A 23,167-nucleotide genomic window follows, 5' to 3' on the forward strand; every position below is an offset into this window, starting at 1 on the left:
TGGAGCGCACTCCAAGGTCATAGCGTGGAGGGCATGACGGTGATGGAGAGCACGAGTACCAGGACCGACAGTTGTGCCGCCCCGCCCCACCCGCACCGGCGGCCGGAAGGCCAGGACAGCTACACGATCAGCGAGGTCGTCGCCTTCACCGGGCTGACGGCCCACACCCTGCGCTGGTACGAGCGGATCGGCCTCATGCCGCACATCGGCCGCTCGCACACCGGCCAGCGCCGCTACAGCAACCGGGACCTGGACTGGCTCGACCTCGTCGGCAAGCTGCGGCTGACCGGCATGCCGGTCGCCGACATGGTCCGGTACGCCGAGCTGGTGCGCGAGGGCGACCACACCTTCGGCGAGCGTTTCGAACTGCTGGAGGAGACCCGCCGCGACGTCGTCGCCCGGATCGCCGAGCTGCAGGACACGCTGGCCGTACTCGACCGGAAGATCAGTTTCTACGCGGACGCCGGGCGTCTGTACGAGCAGGAGAAGACGGAGAGGGCCGGATGACGGACAGCAGCAGGATCGCGACCGCACGACTCGGCGCCGGCGGCCCCGAGGTCGGCGTCCAGGGCCTCGGCTGCATGGGCATGAGCTTCGCCTACGGCCCCTCGGACGCGGACGCGTCCAGGGCGACCCTGGAACGGGCACTGGAGCTGGGCGTCACGCTGTACGACACGGCGGACGCGTACGGCGCGGGCGAGAACGAGAAGTTCCTCTCCCCGTTCTTCAAGGCGCACCGCGACGAGGTCGTCATCGCCACCAAGTTCGCCCTGGCGATCCCGCCGGACGACCCGACGCGCCGGATCATCCGCAACGACGCGCCGTACATACGCCAGGCCGTCGAGGCGAGCCTGCGCCGCCTGGACGTCGATGTGATCGACCTCTACTACATGCACCGCCGGGATGTGAACGTCCCCATCGAGGAGACCGTCGCCACGATGGCCGACCTGGTCCGCGAGGGCAAGGTCAAGCAGCTCGGCCTGAGCGAGGTGACGGCGGACGAGCTGCGCGCCGCGCACACCGTGCACCCCATCGCGGCCGTGCAGTCCGAGTGGTCCCTGTTCAGCCGGGACATCGAGGCGAACGTGGTACCGGCCGCCCGCGACCTGGGCGTGACCCTGGTCCCGTACTCGCCGCTGGGCCGCGGCTTCCTCACGGGCTCCTTCGCCAAGGCCGAGGACCTGACCACCGACGACTTCCGCCGCCAGCAGCCCCGCTTCACCGGCGAGAACGCGGCGGCCAACGCCACCCTCCTGGACCCCATCCGCACGGTTGCCGAGTCCCACGGGGCCTCCCTGGGCCAGATCGCCCTGGCGTGGGTACAGCAACAGACTGCGCTGCGCCGCCTTCCGGTGATCCCGATTCCGGGCACCCGCAGGCCGGGCAGGGTGGAGGAGAACACGGCGGCTACCCGAATCATGCTGACCGAGGATGAGTTGGCACTGCTGGAGCCGATCGCATCGAAGGTGGCAGGCGACAGGTACGCAGACATGCGGTTCGCTTCCGCCGGCCGGGAGTAGACGCCCTCAGGGGCGCGGGGAACTGCGCGAACAACCCACCACAACCCGCAGCCGCCGACGAACAGAACCCGGCAGGCGCTAAAGCTCCGCCAACAACTCCGCTTTCTTGCTGGAGAACTCCTCATCCGTCACGAGTCCGGCCTCATGCAGCTCCCCCAAGTGACGAATCCGCTCAGCGATGTCGGCGGGATCCCGGCGCGGCGCAGCCGCAGCCGGGACAGCCGCCACCCCCGCGGAGCGCACCGCAGAGAGCACCGCCGCCGCGAACGGCAAAGACTCGTGCACCGGCCCGTACCCAAGCCCGAACACCACGGCCGCCGGATCCAGATCCGCCTGCGCCGGCTGCGCATCCGCATCCGCGAAGTCCCGCCGCAGCAGCCGTAGATGCCCCTCGAACACCTCCGGCGACCGCCACTCGACCCCACTCAGCTCGGCCACCGGGAAGCTCTGGTCCCCGGCCTTCCACTTCGTCGAGGACGCCCCGGTCCAGAACCACCGGAACCGGACGACACTCCCGTCGAAGGACGCCTTCGCGTCGTACGCCTTGAACTGCAGCGGCACATCCGGCGCCCCCACGAGGAACTCGTCCACGGGCCCGGCCCCGGTCAGTCGCGCGCGCAGCTCGTCGGCGTAGTACTCGGCCAGCGTCTCGCGCTCCGCCGGCAGCACCAGCCGGTACGGATCGCCGCTCTCCTTGAGCTGCCCGGCCGCCGCCTCGAGGAGCGGATCCGCGCCGGGCCGCGGCTCGATGCGCAGCACGACCGTCCCGCGCCTGCCCGGCGTCAGCGTCACCCCGCCGATCGCCTCGAGCGGCACGCGGCGCTCTCCGAGCGCCTGGAAGAGCCTAGGTGTTCGAATCCCCCGTTCGTAACGGATGAGCACGGAGTCGGACTCGAACTCCCAGGCGGCATGAAATCCGGCCAGTACGTCACCCATGCGGCTCATCGTATGCGGCACGTCCTCCTCCGTCGCCACCCCGCGCACACCGCAAATTCCCGCGCCTCTACGCGCGTCCGGCCGCCGCCGCGTCGGACAAACCCGCCCGACAGGCTCCGACCTCGTCCGCGCAGCGAACCGCCTGGTATGCGCCAACCCCGATTTCGGCGAAATTCGCCACACTCTCCGTACCCGGCTCGAAATAGCCGCTGTGTCCCTTCGCGTCCCGCGCCGACAGCACCCGCGCCCCGAACACCGACGACACCGGGTCCTCGCCGTGCCCCAGCCCGCCGACCTCGAGATACGGCACGTCCTGCACCCAGTCGTCCGCGTCCCGCATCGCCCACACCTGCGCGGACGTCCCGAGCTGGGAGGCCTTCGCGACCCGCATTCCGGGGCTGCCGGCCACCGCTATGTCGGCCACCCGGTCCGGCAGCCCGGACGCGGCCAGGCCGCACAGCACCGAGCCGTAGCTGTGGCAGAACAGCGAGACCGGTGCGCCGCCGGGCAGCCCCCGCAGCAGCGCGTTCAACCGTACGGCGCCGTCCGCGGCCCGCATCGCGGTCGCCGAGTCGATGCCGAGCCCGGCCGGTGCGGTGTAGTCGGCCCAGGCGATCACGGCCGTACGCGTCGAGGGACTGGCCGCGCGCTCGGCCGCGTACAGGGACTGGGCCATGCCGACCGGTGCCGAGTACTTGCGGTCGGTGCGCTGGAAGGTGAGCAGGTCGGTGTCGACGCCGGGGACGACGACCGAGATCCGCTCGGCTCTGGTCAGATCACCGAACACCTCGGCCACCCGCCCGGAGCCCTCCGGGTCGAAGGCGAGGATGTGCCTCTCCGGCCGCATCATGTCCTCGAAGCGGTGCATACGGCGGCCCGCCTCGCGCTGCCCGTCGGGCGTGAGCCGCTGGTCGTGCATGCGTTTTCGCTCGACCTCGCGCGCCTCGTCGAGGGCGACGCGGTTGGCCCGGTAGCGCAGCTCGACAGGGGCGCCGTTCATGTTGCCGACCGCGAGCGCGTAGCGGTGCGCGAGGCTGCTGCGCTGTGCCTTGTCGAGCGAGGCGAAGAACCGGGCGAGCCTGGCGGGGGTGGAGTCCATGGCCGGCAGTCGGCGCCCGGCGATGCTGCCCTTCTCCCAGGCGCTGATCGAGACCTGCAGCTCGGTGCCGTCGCGGTGCTGACGCAGGGCGGTCCAACCGGTGGTCGCCAGCATCACGAACACCACGGCCAGCGCCAGCAGAGCACGCCAGACGTTCAGTTGCGGGGAGGTGTCGAAGGAAGTCACTGGGAGGACACACTAGGAGAACGAGAGGGTCTCGCGTTAACCAAGTGACAGGTATCACGTTTCGGTCACGCCCGTGTGAACCCGCCCATGACCTCAGCGTGTTCGCCAGCTCTCGCTGAGTGCGGAGCCCACCTGTTCGAGATATGAGACGGTCAGCGCCCGCATGGCGTCCAGGCTGAAGTCCTCGCCGCCGCTCCACTGACGCTCCGTCAGCCGCATCACCCCGCCGAACACGGCCACCGCCAGCCGAGGCCGGGGATCGGTGTCCACGTCGACTCCCTCGCGCTCGGCGAGGATGTGCGCGATCGCCTCCTCGATCTCCGCGGACCTGCGCAGATGGGCGGCGAGCAGCACGGGCGTCGACTCGACCACCCGGTACATGCGCAGATACAGCTCGACCGGTACGACGGACTCGATCACGTCGTTGAGCGTGTCCCAGCCCTCCAGCACGGACTGCCGCAGGGCCTCCATCGGGGCCTCGTGCGGCGGGCGCCCGCGCACCGTCTCCACGAAGTGCGCCACCGTCATGTCCTGGATCGCGAGCGCCGCCTCCTCCTTGCCGGCGAAGTAGCGGAAAAAGGTGCGCTGCGAGACGTCGACGGCCGCGGCGATGTCATCGACGGTGGTGGTCTCGTAACCCTGGGTGGTGAACAGCTCCAGCGCGGTGCGCAGCAACGCTTCCCGGGTGCGCTGTTTCTTGCGTTCGCGCAGTGTTTCCATACGTGTCAGTTACCGACTTGTGAATTGGTTTGTCAATTGTCAGAGGCTGTCATTAGCCTCGAACGCATGACTAGTCAGACCACCATCGACAAGACGGGGTCGGGGGGCGACGCGCCAGTAGTCCCGTCGGACGCGACACCGGGCAAGGGGCTGCGCGGCCACCCCTGGCTCACGCTCATCACCGTCGCAGTGGGGGTCATGATGGTGGCCCTCGACGGCACCATCGTGGCCATCGCCAACCCGGCCATCCAGAAGGACCTGGGCGCCACCTTCGCCCAGGTCCAGTGGATCACCAACGGTTACTTCCTCGCTCTCGCGGTCTCCCTGATCACCGCCGGCAAGCTCGGCGACCGCTTCGGGCACCGCCAGACCTTCCTGATCGGCGTGGTCGGCTTCGCCGCCGCCTCCGGTGCGATCGGCCTGTCCGACAGCATCGCGCTGGTCGTCACCTTCCGTGTCTTCCAGGGCCTGTTCGGCGCGCTGCTGATGCCGGCCGCGCTCGGCCTGCTGCGGGCGACCTTCCCGGCCGAGAAGCTCAACATGGCCATCGGCATCTGGGGCATGGTCATCGGCGCCTCGACCGCCGGCGGCCCGATCCTCGGCGGTGTCCTCGTCGAGCACGTCAACTGGCAGTCGGTGTTCTTCATCAACGTGCCGGTCGGCATCCTCGCCGTCGTCCTCGGCGTCATGATCCTGCTCGACCACCGCGCCGAGAACGCGCCGCGCTCCTTCGACATCCTCGGCATAGCCCTGCTGTCGGCCGCGATGTTCTCCCTGGTCTGGGCCCTGATCAAGGCTCCGGAGTGGGGCTGGGGCGACGGCAGGACATGGCTGTTCATAGCCGCGTCGGTGGTGGGCTTCACGGTCTTCGCCCTGTGGGAGACGAAGGTGAAGGAGCCGCTGATCCCGCTGGGGCTGTTCCGCTCCGTCCCGCTGTCGGCGGGCGTGGTCCTGATGGTCCTGATGGCGATCGCCTTCATGGGCGGCCTGTTCTTCGTGACCTTCTACCTCCAGAACGTCCACGGTATGAGCCCGATCGACGCCGGTCTGCACCTGCTCCCGCTCACCGGGATGATGATCGTCGGCTCCCCGCTCGCGGGCGCGATGATCACCAAGGTGGGCCCGCGCATCCCGCTGGCCGGCGGCATGGCGTTCACCGCGATCGCCATGTACGGCATGTCCACGCTTCAGACGGACACCGCCAGCGGCGTCATGTCGCTCTGGTTCGCCATGCTGGGCCTCGGCCTCGCGCCGGTCATGGTCGGCGCCACGGAGGTCATCGTCGGCAACGCGCCGCTGGAGCTGTCCGGCGTGGCCGGCGGTCTCCAGCAGGCCGCGATGCAGATCGGCGGCAGCCTCGGTACGGCCGTCCTGGGCGCCGTCATGGCCTCCAAGGTCGACAGCGACCTCGCCGGGAACTGGACGTCCGCGGGGCTTCCGCCGCTGACGGCGGCGCAGGAGGCCCAGGCTTCCGAAGCGGTCCAGGTCGGCGTGCCCCCGGTGGCGCCGGGTACCCCGGACGCCATCGCCGCGAAGATCACCGGCGTGGCGCACGACACGTTCATCTCCGGCATGAGCGCGGCGTCCCTGGTCGCGGCGGCGGTGGCGGTCGTGGCCGTCGGGATCGCGTTCCTCACCAAGCGGGGCGAGAACGCGGAGGCCGGCGCGGGTGCCGCGCACATCTGACGGGATTGCAACGGGTTCGCCGTAGGGGTGCGGGTTGTATGCGGGCTGCGGCTACGTTGTGGCTGGTCGCGCAGTTCCCCGCGCCCCTTGGGGCGTTGCAGCTCGCAAAGCTGCGGGCAGTCGTGCCGCTGGGGCGGCACGGGTGGGCGCAGGCGGCACCCCGTCGCGCCGGGCTGCGCACCCACCCCCCGCCCAGCCCCCACCCCGGGCAACCACCTAACTCACCTTCTCGTCACCCACCCTGTCTCCGGACACACCGGACACCCCGGACAACGCAGCGACCTGCGCCCGCAGCGCCCGAACCTCCTCCGTCAGCACCCGGATCGCTTCCGTCTGCCGCCGCTCCTCCTCGTTCTCGCTCTCGAACCGCGCGATGAACCAGGCGGCGATATTCGCGGTGACCACACCCAGCAACGCGATACCCGACAGCATCAGCCCGATCGCCAGCGCCCGCCCGAGCCCCGTGGTCGGCGCCATGTCGCCGTACCCCACGGTCGTCATCGTCGTGAACGCCCACCAGATCGCGTCCTCGAGGGTGTGAATGGAGGCCCCGGGCTTGCCGCGCTCCACCTCCAGCACGGCCAGCGCACCGAAGACCAGCAGCCCCAGACAGGAACCCGCGACATACGTGGTGACCCGCACCTGGGACGCCATCCGCGCCCGCTGCCCCGCGAGGAACAGCATCGACACCAGCTTCAGCAGCCGCAGCGGCTGGACCAGCGGCAGCGCCACCGCGAGCAGCGCCAGCGGATTGCCCCGCACGAACCGCAGCCGGTCCTCGCTCAGCCAGAGGCGGATCACATAGTCGACGGCGAAGGTGCCCCACACCGCCCAGTTCACGAGGTGGCACGCGTCGAGCAGGGCCTGCGGTGCGTCAGGATCCACGATCGGGAAGGCATAGGCGATCGCGAAGAGAACGGCGAGCGCCAGCAGCGGGCCTTGGGTACGCCGCTCCCAACGGTCCAGAGCGGTCGGTTCGGTCATCGGGCGCGTCATGGGGAGCATCGTAGGAAACAACAGCGGGGCGGCACCGCCGAGGTGCCGCCCCGCCTGACCCGTCAAGGGCTACGCGTCGCCCCCGGCCGCACCCGGATCCGCCGCCGACACATCGAGCAACCGGTAACGGTCGATCGCCTGCTTCAGCGCCGACCGGTCCACCTTGCCCTCCTTGGCCAGCTCGGTCAGCACCGCCAGCACGATCGACTGCGCGTCGATGTGGAAGAAGCGCCGGGCCGCGCCACGGGTGTCCGCGAAGCCGAAGCCGTCCGCACCCAGCGACTGGTACGTCCCCGGCACCCAGCGCGCGATCTGGTCCGGAACCGATCGCATCCAGTCGGAGACGGCCACGAACGGCCCCTCGGCGCCGCCGAGCTTCCGTGTGACATACGGCACCCGCTGCTCCTCCTCCGGATGCAGCAGGTTGTGCTCCTCGCACTGAACGGCCTCGCGCCGCAGCTCGTTCCAGGAGGTCGCCGACCAGACGTCCGCCTTGACGTTCCACTCCTCGGCGAGGATCTTCTGCGCCTCGACCGCCCAGGGGACGGCCACACCGGACGCCACGATCTGCGCCGGGATCGACCCCGAGGAGCCCTCGCTGAGCCGGTAGACGCCCTTGAGGATGCCCTCGACGTCGACGTTCTCCGGCTCGGCGGGGTGCTGGATCGGCTCGTTGTAGACGGTGAGGTAGTAGAAGACGTCCTCGCCGTGCGGGTGCTCCGCGTCGCCGCCGTACATCCGGCGCAGGCCGTCCTGCACGATGTGCGCGATCTCGTACCCGTACGCCGGGTCGTAGGCGACACAGCCCGGGTTGGTCGAGGCGAGCAACTGCGAGTGGCCGTCCGCGTGCTGCAGACCCTCACCGGTCAGCGTCGTGCGGCCGGCGGTCGCGCCCAGTACGAAACCGCGTGCGAGCTGGTCCGACATCTGCCAGAACTGGTCGCCGGTGCGCTGGAAACCGAACATCGAGTAGAAGACGTACACCGGGATCAGCGGCTCGCCGTGGGTGGCGTACGCCGAGCCCGCCGCGATGAGGGACGCCGTGCAGCCGGCCTCCGAGATGCCGTCGTGCAGCATCTGCCCCTGCGGGGACTCCTTGTAGGCGAGCAGCAGATCGCGGTCGACCGACTCGTACTGCTGGCCGAGCGGGTTGTAGATCTTCGCGCTCGGGAAGAACGAGTCCATGCCGAACGTGCGGTACTCGTCCGGCGCGATCAGCACGAACCGCCTGCCGATCTCCTTGTCCCGCATGAGGTCCTTCAGGAGCCGCACAAAGGCCATGGTCGTCGCGATGGACTGCTGCCCCGTGCCCTTCTTCACGGTCGCGTACGTCTTGTCCGCCGGCAGCGCCAGCGGCTTGGAGCGCACGACGCGGGTCGGGACGTAGCCGCCGAGCCCCTTGCGGCGGTCGTGCATGTACTGGAGCTCCTCGGAGTCCCGCCCAGGGTGGTAGTACGGCGGGAGTCCGCTCTCCAGCTCCTTGTCGGCGATCGGCAGGTGCAGCCGGTCGCGGAAGCCCTTGAGGTCGTCGACCGTCAGCTTCTTCATCTGGTGCGTGGCGTTGCGGCCCTCGAAGTTGGGGCCGAGCGTCCAGCCCTTGATCGTCTTGGCGAGGATCACCGTCGGCTGGCCCTTGTGGGCGCGGGCCGCCGAGTACGCCGCGTAGATCTTCCGGTGGTCGTGACCGCCGCGGCCCAGGTGCAGGATCTGGTCGTCGGTCATGCCCTCGACCATCGCGCGCAGCCGCTGGTCGTCACCGAAGAAGTGGTCGCGGATGTAGGCGCCGGTCTCGGTGGCGTACGTCTGGAACTGGCCGTCCGGCGTGGTGTTCATCCGGTTGACCAGCACGCCGTCGCGGTCCTGTGCGAGCAGCGGGTCCCAGGTGCGGTCCCACACCAGCTTGATGACGTTCCAGCCGGCGCCCCGGAAGATCGACTCCAGCTCCTGGATGACCTTGCCGTTGCCCCGCACCGGGCCGTCCAGGCGCTGCAGGTTGCAGTTGACCACGAAGGTGAGGTTGTCCAGGCCCTCGCGCGCGGCGATGGAGAGCTGGCCGAGCGACTCCGGCTCGTCCATCTCGCCGTCGCCGAGGAACGCCCACACATGCGACCTGGAGGTGTCCGCGATACCGCGCGCCTCCATGTAGCGGTTCATCCGCGCCTGGTAGATCGCGCCGATCGGGCCGAGGCCCATCGACACGGTCGGGAACTCCCAGAAGTCCGGCATCAGCCGCGGGTGCGGATAGGACGACAGGCCGTACGGCGCCTTCGACTTCTCCTGGCGGAACGCGTCCAGGTTCTGCTCGCTGAGGCGGTCCAGCAGGAACGCGCGCGCGTAGATGCCCGGGGAGGCGTGGCCCTGGAAGAAGACCTGGTCGCCGCCGTCGCCCTCGTCCTTGCCCCGGAAGAAGTGGTTGAAGCCCACGTCGTAGAGGGAGGCGGAGGAGGCGAACGTGGCGATGTGACCGCCGACGCCGATGCCGGGGCGCTGGGCCCGGGACACCATGACCGCGGCGTTCCACCGGGTCGCGTTCAGGATCTTGCGCTCGATCTCCTCGTTGCCCGGGAAGAACGGCTCGTCCTTGGTGGCGATCGTGTTGACGTAGTCCGTGCTGCGCATCTCGGGCACGGCCACGCGCTTCTCGCGGGCCCGCTCGATCAGCCGCAGCATCAGATAGCGGGCCCGCTCCCGGCCACGCTCGTCGACGGCGGCGTCGAGGGAGTCGAGCCACTCCTGGGTTTCCTCGGGATCGAAGTCAGGAACCTGACTCGGAAGGCCGCCAATGATGATCGGGTTGCGATCGGATCCGGAAGCCACGCTGTTCCTTACCTGTCAGAGGGCCGTGTTTCTGAGGGTCTGCACCGCTCCCCATCGTGTACCTCAGGGGGCCAAACGTCATCTCTACTGCGAGGTAACCGCTGCTCCGATCAACGGTGGAGGGCCCGCAGATGGTTCCCAAACGCACAAAGGGGGCAGATTGGTGTGGTGCGCGTCACCTTGAGACCATGAGGGTGTGCCTGGAGTTGCGGTGACACGTTCAGGATCGTCACCGTTTCGGCGGTCTGAACGGCCGGGTACTTGCGCGATCCGCCCCGCCCGTGTGGACTACGGCCAATGCTTCGCGCACGCGCGTGGCTGAGTTATTCCCAAGACATGATCAGGAGGCAACCCGTGAGCGCGACCGCGGACCACGCGGAGGAGCGGACGAACCCTGCCGCAAGGCTGGGGTTCCAGCCCGAGCAGGTGGTCCAGGAGATCGGCTACGACGACGACGTAGACCAGGAACTCCGCGAGGCCATTGAGGAAGTCGTAGGCAACGAGCTCGTGGACGAGGACTACGACGACGTAGCGGATGCCGTGGTGCTGTGGTTCCGCGACGAGGACGGCGACCTGACGGATGCGCTGGTGGACGCCACCACGTACATCGAAGAGGGCGGCTCGATCCTGCTCCTCACGCCGAAGACCGGCCGTGACGGCTATGTGGAGCCCAGCGACATCTCTGAAGCCGCGACCACGGCGGGTCTGTCGGCGTCGAAGAGTGTCAGCGTCGGCAAGGACTGGAGCGGCAGCCGTCTGGTGACGCCCAAGGCCGCCAAGTCCAAGAAGTAACCGGTGGCGAAGCCGGGCCGGGCCGAGAAGGCGCGGCCCGGCCTCCTGCACGGGCCCCGGTGGTCGCTGCATAGGGTGGTTCCCACCCGAACAGACCCACCGAAGGGACATCCACGCGATGGCGATCCAGGTCGGCGACAAGGCCCCCGACTTCGAGCTCAAGGACAACCACGGCGCCACCGTGAAGCTCTCCGACTTCCGCGGCTCCAAGAACGTCGTCCTGCTCTTCTACCCGTTCGCCTTCACCGGCGTGTGCACCGGCGAGCTGTGCGAGGTGCGCGACAACCTGCCGAAGTTCTCCGACCGCGACACGCAGGTGCTCGCCGTCTCCAACGACTCCATCCACACCCTGCGCGTCTTCGCCGAGCAGGAGGGCCTGGAGTACCCGCTGCTCAGCGACTTCTGGCCGCACGGCGAGGTCAGCCGCGCCTACGGCGTCTTCGCCGAGGACAAGGGCTGCGCGGTGCGCGGCACCTTCGTCATCGACAAGGAGGGCGTCGTGCGCTGGACCGTCGTCAACGCCCTGCCCGACGCGCGCGACCTGAACGAGTACGTCAAGGCACTCGACACCCTCTGATCCCGCTGGTGGCCGACACCTGTGATTCTTCGCCACCAAGGCCTGCGAGTCACGGGAACCCGTCACTAGGATCGACTCGTTGATCCGATATCAAACGCACGGCGGGGCTCCCCGCCCCTGGACACCAATGGAGGACTCGTGGGAGTCAGCCTCAGCAAGGGCGGCAACGTATCACTGAGCAAGGAAGCGCCCGGTCTGACCGCGGTCATCGTCGGTCTGGGGTGGGACGTCCGCACCACGACCGGCACCGACTTCGACCTCGACGCCAGCGCACTGCTGACGAACGCGGAGGGCAAGGTCGGCAGCGACGCGAACTTCGTCTTCTTCAACAACCTCAAGAGCCCGGACGGCTCGGTGGAGCACACCGGCGACAACCTCACCGGTGAGGGCGAAGGCGACGACGAGCAGATCAAGGTCAACCTCGCGGGCGTCCCGGCGGACGTCGAGAAGATCGTCTTCCCGGTCTCGATCTACGACGCCGAGAACCGTCAGCAGTCCTTCGGCCAGGTCCGCAACGCCTTCATCCGCGTCGTGAACCAGGCCGGCGGCGCCGAGATCGCGCGCTACGACCTCTCGGAGGACGCGTCCACCGAGACCGCGATGGTCTTCGGCGAGCTGTACCGGCACGGTGCGGAGTGGAAGTTCCGCGCCATCGGCCAGGGCTACGCGTCCGGCCTGCGCGGCATCGCGCAGGACTTCGGTGTGAACGTCTGAGTTCACCATCCGGGGCGTGAGAGTCCAGAACACCACTGGCCGAAGTCCGGCGCCGCACCGTTTGGGTGCGGCGCCGGACGCGCAGGACAACCAAAGAAGCAACACGCGGGGAGGACCAGCATCATGGGCGTCACGCTCGCCAAGGGAGGAAACGTCTCCCTGTCCAAGGCCGCACCCAACCTCACCCAGGTGATGGTCGGGCTCGGCTGGGACGCGCGCTCCACCACCGGAGCCCCCTTCGACCTCGACGCCAGCGCCCTGGTGTGCAACGCGGGTCGGGTACTGGGCGATGAGTGGTTCGTCTTCTACAACCAGCTCAAGAGCCCGGACGGCTCGGTGGAGCACACCGGCGACAACCTCACCGGCGAGGGCGACGGCGACGACGAGTCGATCCTGATCGACCTGTCCAAGGTGCCGGCCCAGTGCGACAAGATCGTCTTTCCGGTCTCCATCCATATGGCCGACGAACGGGGACAGACCTTCGGCCAGGTCAGCAACGCCTTCATCCGGGTCGTGAACCAGGCCGACGGCCAGGAACTCGCCCGCTACGACCTGAGCGAGGACGCCTCCACCGAGACCGCCATGATCTTCGGCGAGGTCTACCGCTACCAGGGGGAGTGGAAGTTCCGGGCCGTGGGGCAGGGGTACGCGTCCGGCCTCCGTGGCATCGCTCTCGACTTCGGGGTCAACGTCTCATAACGCGATATGAGCAAAAGCCGGGGCCCGGTGGGCTACGAACAGGGGCCGACTAGACTTCGGCTTCAAAAGTTTCGTAAAGCCGAGTGCGGCACGGGGGAGTCCCGTACACGTACGGATTGGGTAGCCAGTGGTTCTGAAAACCTTCGGCTGGTCGTTCGCGGTCACCGCGCTCGGCCTGGTGGCAGCGGTCCTCTTCGGGGGGTGGACCGCCTTCGGCATCGTGGCGATCCTCTCCGTCCTCGAGATCTCGCTGTCGTTCGACAACGCGGTGGTCAACGCCGGAATCCTGAAGAAGATGAACGCCTTCTGGCAGAAGATCTTCCTCACCATCGGCATCCTGATCGCCGTGTTCGGCATGCGGCTGGTCTTCCCCGTCGTCATCGTCGCCGTCAGCGCTTCGATGGGCCCGATCGAGGCCGTCGATCTCGCCCTGAGCGACAAGGACCGTTACCAGGAGCTGGTGACGGACGCCCACCCGGCCATCGCCGCCTTCGGTGGCATGTTCCTGCTGATGATCTTCCTCGACTTCATCTTCGAGGACCGGGACATCAAGTGGCTCGGCTGGCTGGAGCGCCCGCTGGCCAAGCTCGGCAAGATCGACATGCTGTCGGTCTGCATCGCGCTGGTCGTCCTGCTGATCTCGGCGCTGACCTTCGCGACCAACGCCCACCAGCACGGCGGCGCACACGTCGACAAGGCGGAGACGGTTCTGCTCTCCGGTATCGCCGGCCTGATCACGTACATGATCGTGGGTGGTCTCTCCGGCTACTTCGAGGACAAGCTCGAAGAGGAGGAGGAACACGAGCACGAGGAGGAGGAGAAGGCCAGGGCAGAGGGCAAGCCGGTCTCCGCGGTCGCTCTGGCCGGAAAGGCCGCGTTCTTCATGTTCCTCTACCTCGAGGTCCTGGACGCCTCCTTCTCCTTCGACGGTGTGATCGGCGCCTTCGCCATCACCAACGACATCGTCCTCATGGCGCTGGGTCTCGGTATCGGCGCGATGTACGTCCGTTCGCTGACCGTGTACCTCGTGCGTCAGGGCACCCTCGACGAGTACGTCTACCTGGAGCACGGCGCGCACTACGCGATCGGGGCGCTGGCCATGATCCTGCTGGTCACCATCCAGTACGAGATCCACGAGCTGATCACCGGCTCGATCGGTGTGATCCTGATCGGCTGGTCCTTCTGGTCCTCGGTGCGCCGCAACCGCGCGCTGGCGGCAGCGGAGGGAAAAGCGGAGGCCTCGGACGAGAAGACTGAGGTCTCGTCCGGGGTGTGACACCCCTGCGGGTGAGGAACGCTCTGTGCGGGGCGGCCGGGCTCCGGCCGCCCCGCCGGTTTTTCCGGGTGAACGCGGGTCTTCGTGGGACGTGGGGGCGGAATGGGCTTCTTGGACGGACTCTGGGGCGGCCGGGCGGCCGAGTTCGACTCGGGCAGCGCGTCGTCGAACTCGATCGAGCTGACGAAACGGCATGACCGGGTTTCCCTGACCAAACAGGGCGCTGCGACCGGGCATCTGCGGATCAATCTGACGTGGCGGATGCGGACGTCCGACATCGGCGGGTCGCAGCGGGAGAGCCTGCTGCGGCATCCGTTCAAGGCGCTCAAGCCGCCGGAGGTGCTCGGGCACAGCCAGAGCATGGTCAATGTCGACCTCGACCTCGGGTGCCTGTACGAGCTGACCGACGGGACGAAGGGAGTCGTCCAGCCGCTGGGCGGGTTCCTCGGGGACGTCAACTCACCGCCGTATGTGAAGCTCAGCGGGGACGACCGGTTCGGGTCGGCGTCCGGAGAGACGATCTACGTCAACCTCGACCATCGGGAGAACATCAAGCGGCTGCTGGTGTTCGTGTACATCTACGACCAGACGCCGGCGTTCGACCGTACGCACGCGATCGTCACGCTGTACCCGAGCAATGGGCCGCGGATCGAGATCGGCCTCGATGAGCGGCATCCGCAGGCTCGGTCGTGTGCGGTGGTGATGATCGAGAACGTGAAGGGGGAGCTCTGGGTGCGGCGTGAGGTGAAGTTCGTGTACGGGTTCCAGGCGGAGTTGGATCGGTTGTTCGGGTGGGGGTTGCAGTGGGGGCGCGGATACAAGTCGAAGGCGGAGAGGTAGTCGCCTAGGAGCTCGGGGGCCTTGTGCCGTTCGCGGCTGCTGGTCCGTCGTGGCTTGTCGCGCCCACGCGGCGGAGCCGCACATTGATACAGCCCCGCGCCCCTGAAGGGGCGCTTCCGTCACCGGCCGATGAATTGTGGCCCTTGTGGTGGCAGGCGGAACTCCTGGGCCGGGGGTGGTGCTGTCACCGGGGGCGGGTAGCCGTAGCCCGACTGGGCCGTGGCCGGCTGGCTGGTGGGCTGGGGGTAGCCGTAGGCCGGCTGGGTCGCCGGGGGCTGCTGGGGGTAGCCGTAGGCCGGCTGGGTCGGTACCACCGTCGTCGGCTGCTCGGGGGGCAGGGGCTGGGAGATCTCGGGGGTCTGCCGGTGGTCGTCCATGGTCTCCGACTCGTCCACCGAGATGCCGAAGTCCGTGGCCAGGCCCTTGAGGCCGTCCGAGTAGCCCTCGCCAAGGGCGCGGAACTTCCAGCCCTCGCCCCGGCGGTACAGCTCGCCGCAGATCAGGGCCGTCTCCTGGCCCGTCTCCGGCTTGATGTCGAAGTACGCCAGCGGATCGCCGTCCGCGGCCGTGGCGTCGTACAGCAGGATGCGCAGGTCCCGTACGCGGTCGAAGGTGACGCCGTCCGCCGAGGCGACCAGCAGAATCTGACCGACGGCGGACTCGACACCGGTGAGATCTGTCTGGATCGTGTCGGTGAGGCCCTCGGCGAGTCGCTTCTTGCCGAGCCGCCAGACCTGCCCGGAGGGGTGCCGGGGCTGGTTGTAGAAGACGAAGTCCTCGTCGGAGCGCACACGACCGTCGGGGCCGAGGAGCAGAGCCGAGGCGTCGACATCCGGGACCCCCTGCCCGGGCGTCCAGCGCAGCACGGCGCGTACCGTCGTGGCTTCGAGCGGGACGTTCGACCCCTTCAACATCGCGTGCGTCATGCGGTCATCCTGCCCTCTCCGTCCTGGTCACGACAACGCGGGGTACACACGATGTGCGCGCTCGTGTTCGTCCGCGTTACCAGAAATTCATGCCCGTCGGGAACCCCTGACATGGGTATCTACGTACTATTACCGGCCACCTGTGAACAGGTCACGGGAGGCACAAGGTCACCACGGGGGAGTTCTATGCGTCATTTCGGGCACATCGCCCCGGAGGTGCGGCAGCGCCTCTTCCACCAGGAGCCGTGCGATTTCACCGCCGACTCCCCGGCCCGGCTGCTGTCCGTGGCCCTGGGCGCCACGCTCTACAGTCCGGCCACCCGGACCCGGCTCGCCGACGACATCGTCAAGCAGGCGGGCAACGGCGTGGTGTCGATGGTGCTGTGCCTGGAGGACTCCATCGGTGACGAGGACGTCGTGGCGGGTGAGGAGAACCTCGTCCGGCAGTTCGCGGATCTCGCGGGGCGGGCGGACCCCGCACTGCCCCTGCTCTTCGTCCGGGTGCGCACCCCCGAGCAGATTCCCGACCTCGTCCGGCGCCTGGGCCCGGCCGTGCGGCTGCTGTCCGGTTTCGTGTTCCCCAAGTTCACCGAGGAACGCGGCATCCCCTTCCTGGAGGCCCTGACCGCCGCCGAGACCGCGGCCGGGCGGCGGCTGTTCGGCATGCCCGTGCTGGAGACGCCCGAGCTGATGTACCGGGAGTCCCGCGTGGCCGCCCTGGAGGGCATCGCCCGCGCCATCGACAAGTACCGGGACCGGGTGCTCGCCCTGCGACTCGGCGTCACCGACTTCTGCTCCTCGTACGGCCTGCGGCGCGCACCCGACATGACCGCCTACGACGTCCAGATCGTCGCCTCCGTGATCGCCGACGTCGTGAACCTGCTGGGGCGGGCCGACGGCTCCGGGTACACGGTGACCGGACCGGTGTGGGAGTACTTCCGCGTCCCCCAGCGCATGTTCAAGCCGATGCTGCGGACCAGCCCGTTCCTCCAGGGGCAGGCCGTCGAACTGCGCGAGAGACTGATCGAGCACGCGATGGACGGGCTGCTGCGGGAGATCTCTCTCGACCACGCCAACGGCCTGCTGGGCAAGACCTGCATCCACCCCTCCCATGTGCCGGCGGTCCACGCGCTGTCCGTGGTCAGTCACGAGGAGTACGGCGACGCCGTCGACATCCTGCGGCCGGGGCGCGACGGCGGGGGCGTGCTGCGGTCGGCGTACACGAACAAGATGAACGAGGTGAAGCCGCACCGGGCCTGGGCCGAGCGGACCATGCTGCGCGCGGAGGTCTTCGGCGTCGCACGCGAGGACGTCAGCTTCGTGGATCTGCTGGCCGCCGGAATTCCGGGCTGAACCCACCTCCATCCGCTGATATCGAAGATATCCAAGGGACGCATGAACAACGCAGTGAACAACGGGGTCTGGTCCGGAAGCTGGGTCGCCGAGCGGCTCGGGGTCCAGCTCACGGGCGACGACGACCTCACGGAGCTGCTGGGGCTCGCCCTGCGGCGCAACCCCAAGCGGGCGCATCTGCTGGTCTCCAACGTGCTCGGCAAGCACGTACCGCAGTCACCGTCCGTGGTGTACGGCGCCGGCTTCGCCCTCGGCCGCCGGGTACGGGATCTTCTGGGCGCCGGGGAGTCCGCCAGGGCGGTCGTCCTCGGTTACGCGGAGACGGCGACCGGTCTTGGCCACTCCGTCGCCGACGGCCTCGGATCCGCGACGTATCTGCACTCCACGCGCCGCCCGGTCGCCGGCGTGGCCCGCGCGGGCGGCTTCGAGGAGTCCCACTCGCACGCCACGTCCCATCTGCTGCTGCCGGAGGATCCGGAGCTGCTGGTGGGGGACGGGCCGCTGGTGCTGGTCGACGACGAGTTCTCGACGGGGAACACGGTGCTGAACACCGTCCGGGATCTTCATGGGCGGTACCCGCGGCGGCGGTATGTCGTGGTTGCGCTGGTGGACATGCGGTCGGCTGCCGATGCCGGGCGGTTGGAGGAGTTCGCGCGGGAGATCGGCGCGCGGGTGGATCTGGTGGCGGCGGCTTCGGGGACGGTGGGGTTGCCGGAGGGGGTGTTGGAGAAGGGGCAGGCGTTGGTGGCGCGGTACGAGAGTGGTAGTGCCGCGGAGGGTCGTACGTCGTCTGCGGCAGCGTCGTGGCCGGTCGCGCAGTTCCCCGCGCCCCTTAAGGGCGTTGCAGCCACGCCGCTAGGGGCGCGGGGAACTGCGCGACCAGCCCAAGACGGCCCGCACTCGGACGACAACAGCAGGCCCCACGGCGATGTCCCCCGAATCGACCTGCACTGGCCGCCCGGCCTCCCCGACGGCGGCCGCCACGGCTTCACCCCCGCCCACCGCACCCGCCTCGAGGCCGCCCTCCCCGACATGGCAGCCCGCCTCGCAGAGGCGCTCCCCGCGGACGCGCGCCGCGTGCTCGTCCTCGGGTTCGAAGAGCTGATGTACGCCCCGCTCAGGCTCGCCCGCGAGCTGGAGCAGATCGCGGACGGCGTCGAGGTCCGGTACTCGACCACCACCCGCTCACCCGTCCTCGCGGTCGACGATCCCGGGTACGCGATACGCACCCGCCTCGTCTTCCCGGCCCACGACGACCCGGCCGACGGCCCCGGTGAGCGGTACGCCTACAACGTCGCCGGCGCCGGGTTCGACGCCGTCGTCGCGGTGGTCGACTCGGTGGCCGACACTCCCGAACTGCACGCGCCCGACGGCCTGCTGGCCCAGTTGGCCGTACACACCCCGCACGTCACCCTCGCGGTCGTCCCCTCGTACGCCCCTGAAAGGCCCCCCATGCTGCCCGAGCCCTTGCGCGGCCCCGCCTTCTCCTCGTACGCCCCCGAGGAGGTCGGCTGGCTGCTTCAGGACCTCTCGGACGTGACGCTGGAGGCGCCGACCGAGGAGCGGGAAGAGGCCATCCAGAGCGGGGGCGCGCACTACGCCGAGTCGCTGCCGGTGGAGTACCAGCCGAGCGAGCAGTACCAGGCGCTGTTCCACGCGGCGCTGGAAGAGACGGCGGCGCGGCTGGCGCAGGCGGCCGGCGCGGTGACGGAGATCGTGCTCGCCGAGCGGTCGCCCCGTCCGGTGCTCGTCTCCCTCGCCCGCGCCGGCACTCCCGTCGGCATCCTCATGCGCCGCTGGGCGCAATTCCGGCACGGGCTCGAACTCCCGCACTACGCCGTGTCCATCGTGCGCGGCCGCGGCATCGACGCCAACGCCCTGCGCTGGCTGGCCGCCCACCACGACCCGCGGGACGTCGTCTTCGTCGACGGCTGGACCGGCAAGGGTGCCATCACCCGCGAACTGACCGCGGCGATACGACAGTTCGAGGCGTCCGACGGCATCACCGGCTTCGACCCGGAGATCGCCGTACTCGCCGACCCGGGCTCGTGCGTGCGGACGTACGGCACTCGCGAGGACTACCTCATCCCGTCCGCGTGCCTGAACTCGACCGTCTCCGGCCTGATCTCGCGCACCGTTCTGCGGGCCGACCTGGTCGGGCCGTACGACTACCACGGCGCGAAGTTCTACCGCGAACTCGCCGGCGCCGATGTCTCCGTGGCCTTCCTGGACGCGGTCGCCGCCCGCTTCCCGGAGGTCGTGGACGCCGTGGCGGCGGCGGCCAAGGAGCTGCTGTCCGCCGACCGCGCGCCGACCTGGGAGGGCTGGGCCGCCGTCGAGCGCATCAGCGAGGAGTACGGCATCCACGACGTGAACCTCGTCAAGCCGGGCGTCGGCGAGACCACGCGCGTGCTGCTGCGCCGGGTGCCCTGGAAGATCCTGGCGCGGGCCGGGGCGGGCGCCGACCTGGACCACGTACGGCTGCTGGCCGAGCAGCGAGGGGTGCCGGTGGAGGAAGTGGCCGAGCTGCCGTACACCTGCGTGGGGTTGATCCACCCCAAGTACACGCGGGGTGCGACGGGCGCCGACGGCAGGGCGGTGAACGTCTGATGCGGGTGCTGGTGGCGAGCGACCTCGACCGTACGCTGATCTACTCCGCGGCGGCCCTCGCGCTGACCATGCCGGACGCGCGGGCGCCGAGGCTGCTGTGCGTGGAGGTGCACGAGAGCAAGCCGCTGTCGTACCTGACCGAGACGGCGGCCCAGTTGCTGACCGACCTCGGCGACGCGGCGGTCTTCGTGCCGACGACGACCCGGACCCGTAAGCAGTACCAGCGCATCAACCTGCCCGGCCCGGCGCCCAAGTACGCGATCTGTGCCAACGGCGGCCACCTGCTGGTCGACGGCGTCACCGACCGCGACTGGCACGCACAGGTCCAGGCCCGGCTCGCCGAGCAGTGCGCGCCCCTCGCTCAGATCCAGGACCACCTGATGGCCACGGCCTCCCCGGCCTGGGTGCGCAAGCACCGCGTCGCCGAGGACCTCTTCGCCTACCTGGTCGTCGAGCGCGAGCTGCTGCCCGAGGAGTGGGTGAAGGAGCTCGCGGTGTGGGCGGAGAACCGCGGCTGGACGGTGTCGCTGCAGGGCCGCAAGATCTACGCCGTCCCCAAGCCCCTCACCAAGAGCGCCGCCGTACGCGAGGTCGCCCGGCGCACGGGCGCGGACCTGACGCTGGCCGCCGGTGACTCCCTGCTGGACGCCGACCTGCTGCTGGCCGCCGACCGGGGCTGGCGTCCGGGCCACGGCGAGCTCGCGGACGCCGACTGGACGGCCCCGGCGATCAGCGCGCTGCCGGAGCGGGGCGTGCTGGCGGGGGAGCGGATCCTCAGGGAGTTCCTGAAGGCGACTTCTTCTCCACACTCGTAGAGGACGCCGGCGCCCTAGCCGCAGCACCCTCCGCCACAGCACCCGCCCCCGCCCGACTTCGGCGCGGGGGCGGGAGCCGATGCCGTGCCGCCGACGGCCACCGTCGACAAAAGCTTCACAGTGTCTTCATGACCGGCCGGGCAGTTCGCGGGCGCGGCGGACTCCGCCATGGGGCGGCTCAGTTCGAAGGTGTCGCCGCAGCTTCGGCAGCGGTATTCGTAGCGAGGCATGCCCACAGATTAGTCGGCGTGACCGGAAATACACCCCCGTACAACCGCCGGCGATCAACCCTGTCCGATACGGGTGTGGAGAAATTGAAAAGGAGACTGGTATTTTTCGATCGCCGCGAGGAGCCATGAGGCCGGGGGAAGTGGGGGCTCGCTGCCGTTGACCGCGGCGGCCATGCCCTTCCGCGCGCGCATGACCGAAATGCGGGGAGGGGCGCAGCCGTGACCAGGGCTGGGCGAGAGCCGGACGAGACCATGCAGTTAAAGGTCCCCGCGCTCCCGCCGGACGAGACCATGCAATTGCGGGTGGCGGAATCGGGCTTATCCCATTTATCCGACGCGAGCGAATCCCGCCCACCGGGGCACCGCCGCAGGACCGCGGCCCCTTCGGCCCTGTCCCGCCTCGCGCCCGGCCTGCGCCGGCTGCGCCCGCGCTACCCCCGCCCCGGTCACACCGGCTGGCGCCGCTGGATGCCCTCCTGGCGGCAGTGGCTCGGCACCGCGCTGACGTTCCTCGGCCTGAGCACCGCCGCCCTGGGCGTGGCCTACGCCACCACCGACATCCCGAAGAACCTCAACTCGTACGCCACCCAGCAGGACAACGTCTATTTCTGGTCCGACGGGACACCCATGGCCCGCACCGGCTGGGTGCGCCGGCAGGACATGCCCCTGAAGGACATCCCCGAGGACGTCCGCTGGGCGGTGCTCGCCGCCGAGAACGCCGGCTTCTACAGCGACCCCGGCATCTCCCTCAGCGGCGTCACCCGCGCCCTGTGGCGCACCCTGGGCGAGGGTGACACCCAGGGCGGCTCCACGATCACCCAGCAGTACGTCAAGAACGTCTACCTCAACCAGGACCGCTCGGTCCGCCGCAAGTTCACCGAGGCCATGCTCGCCCTCAAGCTCGACAACCGGATGAGCAAGGACGACATCCTGGAGGGCTACCTCAACACGAGCTGGTTCGGCCGCGGCACCTACGGCATGCAGCGCGCCGCCCAGGCCTACTACGGCAAGGACGTCGGCGACCTGAACGTCAGCGAGGCCGCGTTTCTCGCCTGCCTCCTCAAGGGCGCCGCCCTCTACGACCCCGCGCTGAGCAAGGCCAACCACGCGCGGGCGGTGGAGCGCTGGTCCTGGATCCTGGACCGCATGGTCGGCCTCGGCAGGCTGTCGCCCGGCCAGCGGGCCAAGTACCGCCAGTTCCCAGAGCCGTTGAGCCGGGCCCGGGGCTACGACACCGGCAAGCAGAGCGACTACCTGGTCGAACTGGCCGCCCAGTACGCCAAGAAGGCCGCGCGTCTGACGGACAAGGAGTTCGACCTCGGCGGCTACCAGATCTACACCACCTTCGACCGGCGCCGGGAGACCGCGCTGACCGACGCCGTCACCAAGGCCCGCAAGAAGGCCTCGAAGGACCACCCGGCCATGGCGCGGACCGCGCACTACGGCGCCGCCTCGGTCGCCACCGACGGACGGATCCTCGCCGTCTACGGCGGCCCCGACCACCGTAAGCAGGGCTACAACGAGTCCAACGCGACCACCGTGCCCGCCGGTTCGGCCTTCCTGCCCTTCGTCTACGCCGCCGCGCTCGAGCACGGCGTCCGCAAGACCCGCGACGGCGGCCCGTCCGAGGTCACCCCCGAGACGCTGTACGACGGCGACGACGGCATCCCCGTCATGACGCCCGAGGGGCCCTACTGGGACCGCAGCGGCAAGCGGGTCGCCGCCCGCAACGACGGCGGCAAGGACTACGGGCGGATCAGCCTGCACAAGGCGCTCGCGCTGTCGGTGAACACGCCGTTCATGCAACTGGGCATGGACACCGGCCTGGACAGGGTGCGCCGCACCGCGCAGGCCGCCGGACTGCTCGCCTCCAGCTTCGGCCCGCAGGTGCCGGCGATGTCCCTGGGCAGCGCCAGACCCAGCGCGATCCGCATGGCCAGCGGATACGCCACGTTCGCCGCCCAGGGCACCCACGTCGAGCCGTACTCGGTGACGCGGATCACCCGCAACGGTTCCAAGGTGGGGCTGGCCAAACCCGTCTCGCGGCGTGCGGTGGCGGCGAAGGTGGCCGAGCAGGTCCAGTCCGCGCTCAGATCCGCCTTCAGCCTCGCCCACCCGGCCACCGCGTCCGCCGCGACGCGGACCACAGGCAAGGCCGGCACCACCCAGGACGACACCGCGGCCTGGTACGTCGGCACCGCCGCCGACGTCTCCACGGCCGTCGTGGCCTACCGCATCGACCTCACCAAGAGCCTCGAACCCCTGCCGCTGAAGGGCATCGCCGGCACCCCCGCCGACAGCGTCCCGTACGCCATCTGGTCCGGCGCCCTGGGTCTCGGCTGACCGGCGACCGGCCACACCACAACCCCCCACCC

The 23,167-nt window shown here is 69.4% G+C and carries 20 protein-coding genes; 13 read left to right on the top strand and 7 right to left on the bottom strand.

The annotated features are described in order from the left end of the window. Window positions 1-33 precede the first annotated feature (33 nt). Both ACP4J3_RS12255 and ACP4J3_RS12260 read left to right on the top strand, forming a co-directional pair. Entirely contained in the window at window positions 34-507 is a 474-nt protein-coding gene (locus tag ACP4J3_RS12255) for a MerR family transcriptional regulator (protein WP_426533368.1), read from the top strand. Then, complete coding sequence (locus ACP4J3_RS12260) at window positions 504-1,520, top strand: aldo/keto reductase (protein ID WP_426533369.1); 1,017 nt, start codon at window positions 504-506, stop codon at window positions 1,518-1,520. Before ACP4J3_RS12255 ends, ACP4J3_RS12260 begins: the two co-directional genes overlap by 4 nt. A 78-nt stretch (window positions 1,521-1,598) precedes the next feature. On the opposite strand, the gene ACP4J3_RS12265 is transcribed toward ACP4J3_RS12260, so the two are convergent. The 3 genes from ACP4J3_RS12265 to ACP4J3_RS12275 all read right to left on the bottom strand — a co-directional run bounded on the left by ACP4J3_RS12265 (window position 1,599) and on the right by ACP4J3_RS12275 (window position 4,461). Then, entirely contained in the window at window positions 1,599-2,465 is an 867-nt protein-coding gene (locus tag ACP4J3_RS12265) for a DUF4429 domain-containing protein (RefSeq protein ID WP_426533370.1), read from the bottom strand. Window positions 2,466-2,523: 58 nt separating this feature from the next. After that, window positions 2,524-3,741, bottom strand: a complete 1,218-nt coding sequence (locus ACP4J3_RS12270) for an alpha/beta hydrolase (protein WP_426533372.1) — start codon at window positions 3,739-3,741, stop codon at window positions 2,524-2,526. A 93-nt stretch (window positions 3,742-3,834) separates the two neighbouring features. After that, the gene (locus tag ACP4J3_RS12275; RefSeq protein WP_426533374.1) at window positions 3,835-4,461 is read right to left on the bottom strand and encodes a TetR family transcriptional regulator; all 627 of its coding nucleotides are present in this window, start codon (window positions 4,459-4,461) and stop codon (window positions 3,835-3,837) included. Between the two features lie 66 nt (window positions 4,462-4,527). Here ACP4J3_RS12275 and ACP4J3_RS12280 point away from each other — a divergent pair, with 66 nt between their 5' ends. Next, window positions 4,528-6,147 (top strand): MFS transporter, encoded by a 1,620-nt coding sequence (locus ACP4J3_RS12280; protein ID WP_426533376.1) that lies wholly within the window; start codon window positions 4,528-4,530, stop codon window positions 6,145-6,147. 216 nt (window positions 6,148-6,363) lie between these two features. Here ACP4J3_RS12280 and ACP4J3_RS12285 read toward each other — a convergent pair whose 3' ends face one another. Both ACP4J3_RS12285 and aceE read right to left on the bottom strand, forming a co-directional pair. Beyond that, entirely contained in the window at window positions 6,364-7,131 is a 768-nt protein-coding gene (locus ACP4J3_RS12285; protein WP_426533635.1) for a potassium channel family protein, read from the bottom strand. A gap of 81 nt (window positions 7,132-7,212) precedes the next feature. Further along, a complete protein-coding gene (aceE, locus tag ACP4J3_RS12290; RefSeq protein ID WP_426533378.1) occupies window positions 7,213-9,960 on the bottom strand; it encodes a pyruvate dehydrogenase (acetyl-transferring), homodimeric type in 2,748 nt (915 codons plus the stop codon). A 354-nt stretch (window positions 9,961-10,314) separates the two neighbouring features. Between aceE and ACP4J3_RS12295 the strand changes: the two genes are divergently transcribed. The 6 genes from ACP4J3_RS12295 (at window position 10,315) to ACP4J3_RS12320 (ending at window position 14,858) form a co-directional block, all read left to right on the top strand. Beyond that, window positions 10,315-10,752: a DUF3052 domain-containing protein gene (locus ACP4J3_RS12295; protein WP_194046586.1), complete on the top strand. Its 438-nt coding sequence runs from the start codon at window positions 10,315-10,317 to the stop codon at window positions 10,750-10,752. A gap of 118 nt (window positions 10,753-10,870) precedes the next feature. Continuing rightward, window positions 10,871-11,329, top strand: coding sequence for a peroxiredoxin (locus tag ACP4J3_RS12300; protein ID WP_110627941.1), 459 nt, complete (start codon window positions 10,871-10,873; stop codon window positions 11,327-11,329). 138 nt (window positions 11,330-11,467) lie between these two features. Next, on the top strand, window positions 11,468-12,043 hold the full coding sequence (locus ACP4J3_RS12305; RefSeq protein ID WP_426533381.1) for a TerD family protein: 576 nt from the start codon (window positions 11,468-11,470) through the stop codon (window positions 12,041-12,043). Window positions 12,044-12,166: 123 nt separating this feature from the next. Beyond that, window positions 12,167-12,742: a TerD family protein gene (locus ACP4J3_RS12310; protein WP_426533383.1), complete on the top strand. Its 576-nt coding sequence runs from the start codon at window positions 12,167-12,169 to the stop codon at window positions 12,740-12,742. Between the two features lie 127 nt (window positions 12,743-12,869). Then, on the top strand, window positions 12,870-14,018 hold the full coding sequence (locus ACP4J3_RS12315) for a DUF475 domain-containing protein (RefSeq protein ID WP_426533385.1): 1,149 nt from the start codon (window positions 12,870-12,872) through the stop codon (window positions 14,016-14,018). 102 nt (window positions 14,019-14,120) lie between these two features. Continuing rightward, window positions 14,121-14,858: a TerD family protein gene (locus ACP4J3_RS12320; RefSeq protein ID WP_426533387.1), complete on the top strand. Its 738-nt coding sequence runs from the start codon at window positions 14,121-14,123 to the stop codon at window positions 14,856-14,858. A gap of 119 nt (window positions 14,859-14,977) precedes the next feature. Here ACP4J3_RS12320 and ACP4J3_RS12325 read toward each other — a convergent pair whose 3' ends face one another. Continuing rightward, the gene (locus ACP4J3_RS12325) at window positions 14,978-15,784 is read right to left on the bottom strand and encodes a TerD family protein (RefSeq protein WP_426533389.1); all 807 of its coding nucleotides are present in this window, start codon (window positions 15,782-15,784) and stop codon (window positions 14,978-14,980) included. 186 nt (window positions 15,785-15,970) lie between these two features. Here ACP4J3_RS12325 and ACP4J3_RS12330 point away from each other — a divergent pair, with 186 nt between their 5' ends. The 3 genes from ACP4J3_RS12330 to ACP4J3_RS12340 are packed head-to-tail and all read left to right on the top strand — an operon-like array spanning window position 15,971 to window position 20,562. After that, a complete protein-coding gene (locus ACP4J3_RS12330) occupies window positions 15,971-17,137 on the top strand; it encodes an HpcH/HpaI aldolase/citrate lyase family protein (RefSeq protein ID WP_426533391.1) in 1,167 nt (388 codons plus the stop codon). 42 nt (window positions 17,138-17,179) lie between these two features. Beyond that, on the top strand, window positions 17,180-19,747 hold the full coding sequence (locus ACP4J3_RS12335) for a phosphoribosyltransferase (RefSeq protein WP_426533393.1): 2,568 nt from the start codon (window positions 17,180-17,182) through the stop codon (window positions 19,745-19,747). Further along, the gene (locus ACP4J3_RS12340) at window positions 19,747-20,562 is read left to right on the top strand and encodes an HAD family hydrolase (RefSeq protein WP_426533395.1); all 816 of its coding nucleotides are present in this window, start codon (window positions 19,747-19,749) and stop codon (window positions 20,560-20,562) included. Before ACP4J3_RS12335 ends, ACP4J3_RS12340 begins: the two co-directional genes overlap by 1 nt. A gap of 14 nt (window positions 20,563-20,576) precedes the next feature. On the opposite strand, the gene ACP4J3_RS12345 is transcribed toward ACP4J3_RS12340, so the two are convergent. After that, entirely contained in the window at window positions 20,577-20,792 is a 216-nt protein-coding gene (locus tag ACP4J3_RS12345; protein WP_426533397.1) for an FmdB family zinc ribbon protein, read from the bottom strand. 252 nt (window positions 20,793-21,044) lie between these two features. On the opposite strand from ACP4J3_RS12345, the gene ACP4J3_RS12350 reads away from it, so the two are divergent. Then, window positions 21,045-23,135: a transglycosylase domain-containing protein gene (locus ACP4J3_RS12350; protein WP_426533637.1), complete on the top strand. Its 2,091-nt coding sequence runs from the start codon at window positions 21,045-21,047 to the stop codon at window positions 23,133-23,135. The last annotated feature ends 32 nt before the right edge of the window (window positions 23,136-23,167 follow it).

Origin of the sequence: Streptomyces sp. UG1 (assembly GCF_049974585.1) — a bacterium.
Taxonomy (GTDB): Bacteria; Actinomycetota; Actinomycetes; order Streptomycetales; family Streptomycetaceae; genus Streptomyces.